The sequence below is a fragment of the Nocardia pseudovaccinii NBRC 100343 genome, from assembly GCF_001613225.1.
In the GTDB taxonomy this organism is placed as follows: domain Bacteria; phylum Actinomycetota; class Actinomycetes; order Mycobacteriales; family Mycobacteriaceae; genus Nocardia; species Nocardia pseudovaccinii.
Map to the genome: position 1 here is coordinate 21,597 of NZ_BDBY01000400.1, position 8,016 is coordinate 29,612.

Sequence of the window (8,016 nt, forward strand, 5' to 3'; positions counted from 1 at the left end):
CGAAAACGGGAGGTCATCGCAGCGCGAACGGCAGACCAGACCGAGGCATCCAGCCAGTTCTCCAATACCGAGTCTCGCGACGCGCACCACGTCGCCGATGCGGCCCGCCGCAAAAGAAAAGGGGTCAGAATTCGGGCTGCTCGGCGGCCCAGGCCGCGATCTGTGCGCGCGAGGTGAAGCCCAGCTTGGTCAGGATATGTTCCACATGTCCATCGGCGGTGCGCTGTGAAATCACCAGCCGGGCGGCGATCGCCTTGTTGGTCAGACCGTGCGCAACGAGATCGGCGACTTGGCGCTCACGCTTGGTCAGGTTTCCTCCCGAACGAGAGGGCCGCGCGGTCGCTTCGGCACGCCCGCCGAGCGCGAAGCCCACTGCGGCAGCGAAACTCATCGCGGCGCCTTCCTGACGGGCCGCCTCGAATACTCGCGCGCCGAGCATCTCGCGACTGCTGCGCGTGCATTCCTCGTGGTAGACACGCGAACTGGGAAACATGAAAGTGACACTGCCGACGATGCGGCTGAGCGTATCGGCGGCGCCCAAGAGTACAGCGGCGCGCCGGGCATGGTGCTGCTCGGTCGCGATCCAGGCCAATGTCTCCAAACAGGCCGTCACAACGACCGGATCGGACACCAGTCGGCCCGCTCGAATACCCTCCCGCAAAAGGTATTCGGCGCGGTCGGGCTCACCGTTTCGCCACACGGCAAATCCCAACGCCCACGACTCCCACGACCGAAACATCGTTTCACCAGCGGATTCGGTGATCGCGAGTGATCTTTCGTGACAAGCGATAGCCCGCGCTAGATCGCCCCGCAGTGCATAAGCCCATCCGAGCGGAGTCCGAGCGTCCAGCTGCAACCTGAGGTCACCGGATGCCTCGTAGTAGTCGATGGCATCGGTCAGGAGGGTAGCCGCGCGAGCCAGATCCGCATCACCGCCCGCAAGACAATTGGCTCCCTCGATATTAGCGAGCAGGGCTCTGACCAGCGGGTCGGCCGTCTGCTCGGCCAGGCTCTCGAGCTGTGCCAATTTGTCGGCGGCGGCCGGAATGTCCCCCTGCGTGACGACCAACGTGTAGAGAGCGTGCAGTGCTTTGGCGCGGGTGGGGGTCTGCGCCCCGGTCGAATGGGCGAGCGCGCGTTCGCACCAGCGGCGTCCCTCGCCCTGCCGCCCACGCAACATCCAGAACAGATACAAAGCGGTGGCTATCCGCAACCCGCCGTCATCCGATTCGGAGAGGCTGAATTCCAGCGCTTTCCGCAGATTCGGCAGCTCCCGATCCAACCGGGCAACCCACGTCAGCTGGTGCGGCCCGATCCACTCCGCCTCTGCCGCGAGCGCCAACCGCTCACACCAATCCCGATGCCGCCGAACGTATTCCGAGTATGCTCCGCTGTCCTCGGCTTGCTCCCTGCCGTATTCCTGAACGGTCTCGAGCATCCGAAAGCGAACCGTGCCATCGGTTTCCTCGCGTATCAGGATCGACTTGTCGACCAGTGCGGACAATGCGTCGAGCAATTCCACCTCGGTCAGGTCGGTGCCGCATACCTGCTCAGCGGCATCGAGTTCGAAACTACCGGCGAACACCGACAGCTGGTCCCACAATCGCTGCTCGACCGGTGTGCACAGGTCGTAGCTCCAGCCGATGCACCACCGCAGGGTCTGCTGCCGCACCGGGGCACTGCGACTCCCGCGAGTCAGCAGGGCGTACCGGTCGTCCAGCCGGGACAGGATCTGCTCGGTCGACATCGTCCGCAATCGGGCCGCGGCCAGCTCGATCGCCAGCGGTAACCCATCCAGCCGGGCACAGATCCGGGCCACGGTCAGCTTGGTGTCGTCGGTTACCTCGAAGCCCGGCACGGCCGCGGCAGCTCGTTCGCCGAACAAGGTCACCGCGTCGTAGCGGGCCGCCGCTCGCAGCGTCGGCTTGTCGGTCGGATCAGGAATCCCCAGCGGGGGCACCGCGAATATCGATTCCCCGCCGACGCCGAGAGCCTCCCGACTGGTCGCCAGAATCCGCACCTCCGGGCAGGTCCGCAGCAGCGACTCGGTCAGCTCCGCGACCGCCTCGATCATGTGCTCGCAATTGTCCAGCACCAGCAGCAGATTGCGCGATGACAAGAATCCCATCAGCACCTCGAATACCGGTCGGGCAGCTTGGTTTCGCAGGCCGAGGGCGGCGGCCACGACATCGACCAACAATGCCGCATCCCGCAAATCACCCAAGCCGACCAGCCACACGCCGTCGGCGAAACTCCGCCGCACCTTGCGGGCGACCCGTAGTGCCAGCCGTGACTTGCCGACCCCGCCGATCCCGGTCAGAGTCACCAGACGTGACCCCGCCAGCAGGTTCTTGACCTCGGCTACCTGGATCCGCCGATCGACAAAGCTGGTCAGCTCGAGTGGCAGATTCCCAGTACGATCCCATGCCGCGGGCACCGACGTCACAACCGCCGCATGCTCGGCTCCTGGTTCGGCCTGCAGTGCCATCTCGTCGGCCGCGAAACCATGATTGCGCGCCACCTGACGCAGTTGTTCGCCCAGCACCGCGGCGGTGGGGCGGTCCCGCGGTTCGCGCGACATCGCCGCCTCGAGCACCGCGCACACATCGTCCGGAATTCCCCGCTCGCGCAGATCCGGGATCGGTTGCTGGGTGATCCGCAGAAATTGCGCGACCACCTGCTCACCGCTGCGGCGCTCGAAGGCCGCATGCCCGGTCAGCGCACAAAACAACGTCGCCCCCAGCCCGTACACATCCGAGGCCCGGCTCGGTGCGTCCCCGCCGAGCACCTCCGGCGCGGTGAACGCAGGTGAACCGGTGACCGTGCCGGTCGCCGTCTCGAATCCACCGGCGACGTGGGCGATCCCGAAGTCCGCCAACGCGGGCTCACCGTAGTCGGTGAGCAGGATGTTGCCCGGCTTGATATCGCGGTGCAGAACTTCTATCCGATGCGCCGTTTCCAGCGCACCGGCGATCTTCACCCCGAGGTGTAGCGCTTCGCCGAGCGATAACGGACCGTCGCGGCGAATGCGCGTGTCGAGGGAGCCGCGAGCATGGTATGGCATCACCAGATACCGGCGACCGCTTCCAGTCTCACCAGCCTCCAGCATGTCGACGATATTCGGGTGCCCGGTCAACCGCCCCATCACACGTTGCTCGCGAAAGAAACGCTCCCGATTCTCGTCGAGTTCGCCCGTGAGCACCTTCACCGCGACGGCGCGATCCACGGAGAGCTGGGTACACCGATACACCGCCCCGAAACCGCCCCGCCCGATCTCCTCGGGGTTCTCGAAACCGGCAGCCCGCAACTCCGTGACGACATCAAAACCAACATCACGCTGCGTCTTGAACGGATCAATCTCGACCATCGGCAACTCATGACTCACCCAGCGGGCACCTGCCAGAATATCCCCATCGGTCCATGTCGGCCGAACGACCGACTGGATTCTCGTGGTCGTTTCGCACTGCGGTCATGTGCTGCGCGATCGACTGCAACCAGGCCCCGGAACAGAGTGGTGTGCTGAACGGGCTGACCTTGACCGGCTGAGAACGGCCTGGGCCAGCCCGGCGACTCCCCGGTGATGAGTTCAGCCAGTCGCCCTTGTACTTACCGGTGAAGCGCTCTACCGACTGAGCTGAGGCGGCGCGGCGCACCGGTCGTATCGGTGCGAAAACGGGTGGTAGCGGTCACGCGGATTGGGCGGAGATGAGGGTGGCGACCATGGCGGCGAGGGCGAAGCGGGGTTTGACGTTGAGGTCGAGGGCCTCGCGGCAGGCGAGGACGGCTTCGATGGAGCGGAGCAGGCCCTCGGGGCGGACGCGGTCGGCGAGGTCGTGGATCTGGTCGGACATATCGGGGTGGGTGAGGGTGACACCGGAACCGTTGCGGGCGGCGCCGAAGCGGACGGCCAGCGCGTCACGATAGACGCCCGCGACGTCGATCAGCGCGCGGTCCAGGGCATCGCGGCCGGTGCGGGTGGCGCGGGATTTCTGCCTGCGCTCCAGGTCCTTGAGGACACCGGCCGAACCTCGGGTCGCGCCCGCGGCGCCTTTGCCGGTGCCGCCCGCACCTAGTGCGGTCGCCAATTCTTCGCGCTCACGTTCGTCGCGGGCCGCACTCATCTGCTTGGCCTCGTCGTCGGCGGACTTCACCAATTCATCCGCTGCCGCGTAGGCGGCACCGGGACGCGAAACCGCACCCACCAACGCCAGCGCACGCTGCCGACGAGCACGCGCTTCCTCATCGGTGGCCAACCGCCGAGCTCGCCCGACATGACCGCCGCTGACCGATGCCGCCCAGGTGGCGGTCTTCTCATCGAGTTTGTCGCGCTCGCGCAGCACCTGCGCGATGGCGGGCACCGAGGGCGTCACCAGATGTACATGCCGACAGCGCGACCGCAGCGTCACGGAGATGTCCTCCGGATCCACCGACGGCGCGCACAGCAGGAATACCGTCCGATCCGGTGGCTCCTCGACCACCTTCAACAGCACATTGCCCGCCGCCTCGGTCAACCGGTCGGCGTCCTCGATCAGTACCACCTGCCATCGACCGGTACTCGGCCGCCGCGAAGCGATCTGCACGATCTCGCGCATCTCCTTGGTGCTGATGCTCAGCCCTTCCGGAATCACCCGCCGCACATCACCGTGCGTTCCGGCCATCGTGGTCGTGCACGCATGGCACCGACCACATCCGGGCTCCCCTTCGTCCGTGCACTGCAGCGCAGCCGCAAAACACAGCGCCGCAACGGATCTCCCCGATCCGGGCGGTCCGGTGAACAGCCACGAATGCGTCATCGCGCCATTGCCGGTCCCCCCGCGCGCGGCGACCGCGGCCGCCCGCAATTCGGACTCGACCGCATCCTGCCCAACCAGCCGATCGAAGACACCCGCCACGCGCTACACCCTAGCCGCCCCCTCCGACAGCCCCGGCCGGACCGCTGAACGGATCCGCATCAAGCTCGCTGGTAGGTGGTATTGGCACCGTCGAGCGCCTCCCGAATGATGTCGGCGTGCCCACTGTGGTGGGTGATCTCACGCAACACGTGCAGCAGCGTGAACCGCACGGTCCACCACACGCGGTCGGGCGTCCACGGTGTCGTCGGAGTCGGAATGGACGTGCTCAGATCCGGCTCGGTGCGAATCAGCTTCGCGGTCGCCTCCGCCACCTCGTCCCAGGTGGCCAGCAGTCCCGCAACCGTATCGTCGGGCGCCATCACATATTCACCCTCGAATTCGGCCAGTTCCTGCTTCGCCGTCTCATCGCGCTCGACGATGACCTTTGTCCAGTGCCGCTCGCAGTTGACGACATGGTGCAGCAGTCCACCGAGAGTCAGCTCGCTGACGGTGCTGCGCTGACGTGCCTGCTGCTCGTCGAGACCACGCAGGGTGATTCGAAACAGCTCGCGCTGACTGTCGAGTGCGAGGATGAGATCTTCGCGTTCCTGATCGATGGCCATGGCGGTCCCCTTCCCGATCGAGCTTCGATACCGGGGCGAGGCTACGGCAAGGCACCGACGAAAACCGTCAGGACTTCTTCGCGGCCGTCTTCTTTGCGGTGGTTTTCTTGGCGGCGGTCTTCTTTGCCGCCGTCGCCTTCTTGGCCGGAGTCTTCTTCGCCGCCGCCTTCTTGGCCGTCTTCTTCACCGGACCACGCGCGCGCCGATCGGCGAGCAATTCCGAGGCCCGTTCATCGGTGATCGATTCGACCTCGTCGCCCTTGCGCAGGCTGGCATTGGTCTCACCGTCGGTGACGTACGGACCGAAACGCCCGTCCTTGATCACCATCGGCTTACCGGTGGCCGAATCGTTCCCGAGTTCGCGCAGCGCCGCAGCACTGGCGGCCTGGCGTCCGCGCCGCTTGGGCTCGGCGTAGATCTCGAGTGCCTCGTCCAGCGTCACGGTGAAGATCTGGTCTTCGTTGAGCAACGAACGAGAATCGGTGCCCTTCTTCAGATATGGGCCGTAGCGCCCGTTCTGCGCGGTGATCTCCTCACCGGAAGCCGGGTCGGCGCCGACAACGCGCGGCAGCGACAACAACTTCAGCGCATCGTCGAGCGTAATCGTCGCCAGATCCATGTCTTTGAACAGCGATCCGGTCCGCGGCTTAGGCGCCGCAGCCTTTTTCGCGGTCTTCTTCGCGGGCGCCGGTCCTTCCTCGGCCGCGGGCTCCGGCAGGATCTCGGTGACGTATGGGCCGAAACGTCCTTCCTTGGCGACGATTTCGTGTCCGGTCGCCGGATCGGTCCCCAGCGAACGTCCCTCCTGCGGCGTCGAGAAAAGCTTCTCGGCGACCTCGGGAGTCAGCTCGTCCGGCGGCAGATCATCGGGCAGATTCGCCCGCTGCGAAATCGAATCCCCTTCCGGGTCATCGGGATTGGCAACCATCCGCTCCAGATACGGTCCGAACCGACCGACCCGAACCACGACGTCGCGACCTTCGCCATCGACGAACAGCTTGATCGAATTGACCTCGCGAGCATCGATATCATCGAGCCGCTCACCGACCATCCGCTTCAGACCGCCGGAGCGCGCGACCGAACCCTCGACACCGTGGTCGCCGCCGAAATAGAAGCTGGACAACCAATTTCCGCGCTGCTCACGCCCGCCGGCAATGGCATCGAGATCGTCCTCCATCGCGGCGGTGAAGTCGAAGTCGACCAGCCGACCGAAGTAGGCCTCCAGCAAACCGACCACCGCGAAGGCAACCCACGACGGAACCAGCGCACTGCCGCGCTTGTACACATATCCGCGGTCGAGAATGGTCTTGATGATCGACGAATACGTCGAAGGTCGACCGATGCCGAGCTCTTCGAGCGTCTTGATCAACGAGGCCTCGGTATACCGCGCGGGCGGATTCGTGCTGTGCCCATCGGGATTCAGCTCCACCGCCGTGACGCGCTCGCCCTCGTCTAGTGCGGGCAGCCGGGATTCGGCGTCGTCGGACTGACCGCCCGCCTCCTCGTCGACACTTTCGACGTAGGCCTTGAGGAAGCCCGGGAAGGTGATGGTCCGACCGGAGGCCGAGAACACGCATTCCTCGCCGGTACCCGCGACACCGGTGATCCGCAGTGTCAGCGTGGTGCCCCTGGCATCGGCCATCTGCGAGGCGACCGTGCGCTGCCAGATCAGCTCGTAGAGCCGGAACTCGTCATTATCCAACCGCGCATGCAATTGGCCCGGGGTCGCGAAGGTATCGCCTGCCGGGCGGATCGCCTCGTGCGCCTCCTGCGCGTTCTTGACCTTGCGGGTGTACTGCCGCGGCGTCGGGTGCACATACTCGGCGCCGTACAGCTGAGTCGCCTGCGACCTGGCCGCGGCGATCGCCGACTCCGACAGCGTGGTCGAGTCGGTACGCATGTACGTGATGTAGCCGTTCTCGTACAGCCGCTGCGCGACCCGCATGGTCCGCTCGGCATTGAACCGCAGCTTGCGGCCCGCCTCCTGCTGCAGCGTCGAGGTCATGAACGGCGCGTAGGGCTTACGCGTATACGGCTTGGCCTCCGCTGAGGAGACCACCAGATCGGCGCCCTCGAGCGCCTCGGCGAGACGGCGGGCATATGGCTCGTCGAGGACGACCACGCCATTGCCCTTGAGCTGCCCGTCCGGTCCGAAGTCCCGACCGGTGGCGACTCTGGTCCCGTCGACGCTGACCAGTCGCGCCCCGAAGGTCCGCGGATTGGTGGCGTCGCCGTTGTCGCCGCCCGCATCCAGCTTCGCCGCGATATCCCAGTACTCGGCCGAGCGGAATGCCATCCGCTCGCGCTCGCGCTGCACGATCACCCTGGTCGCGACCGACTGCACCCGGCCCGCCGACAACCGCGGCATGACCTTCTTCCACAACACCGGACTGACCTCGTAGCCGTACAACCGGTCCAGGATGCGCCGGGTTTCCTGCGCATCGACCAGATCGTTGTCCAGATCGCGGGTATCGGCCGCGGCGGCCAGAATGGCGGGCTCGGTGATCTCGTGGAACACCATGCGCCGCACCGGCACCTTGGGCTTCAACGTCTCCAGCAGG

At 65.9% G+C, this 8,016-nt stretch carries 4 protein-coding genes; all 4 read right to left on the reverse strand.

The window, feature by feature from the left end; all coding sequences use genetic code 11:
* Positions 1-124: 124 nt before the first annotated feature.
* Entirely contained in the window at positions 125-3,367 is a 3,243-nt protein-coding gene (locus NP3_RS42930; RefSeq protein WP_063047437.1) for a protein kinase domain-containing protein, read from the reverse strand.
* 319 nt (positions 3,368-3,686) lie between these two features.
* Entirely contained in the window at positions 3,687-4,892 is a 1,206-nt protein-coding gene (locus tag NP3_RS42935; protein ID WP_063047429.1) for a DNA polymerase III subunit delta', read from the reverse strand.
* Positions 4,893-4,951: 59 nt separating this feature from the next.
* Complete coding sequence (locus NP3_RS42940; protein ID WP_063047430.1) at positions 4,952-5,455, reverse strand: DinB family protein; 504 nt, start codon at positions 5,453-5,455, stop codon at positions 4,952-4,954.
* A 67-nt stretch (positions 5,456-5,522) separates the two neighbouring features.
* A partial coding sequence (gene topA, locus NP3_RS42945; protein ID WP_063047431.1) for a type I DNA topoisomerase occupies positions 5,523-8,016 on the reverse strand: 2,494 nt, incomplete at its 5' end.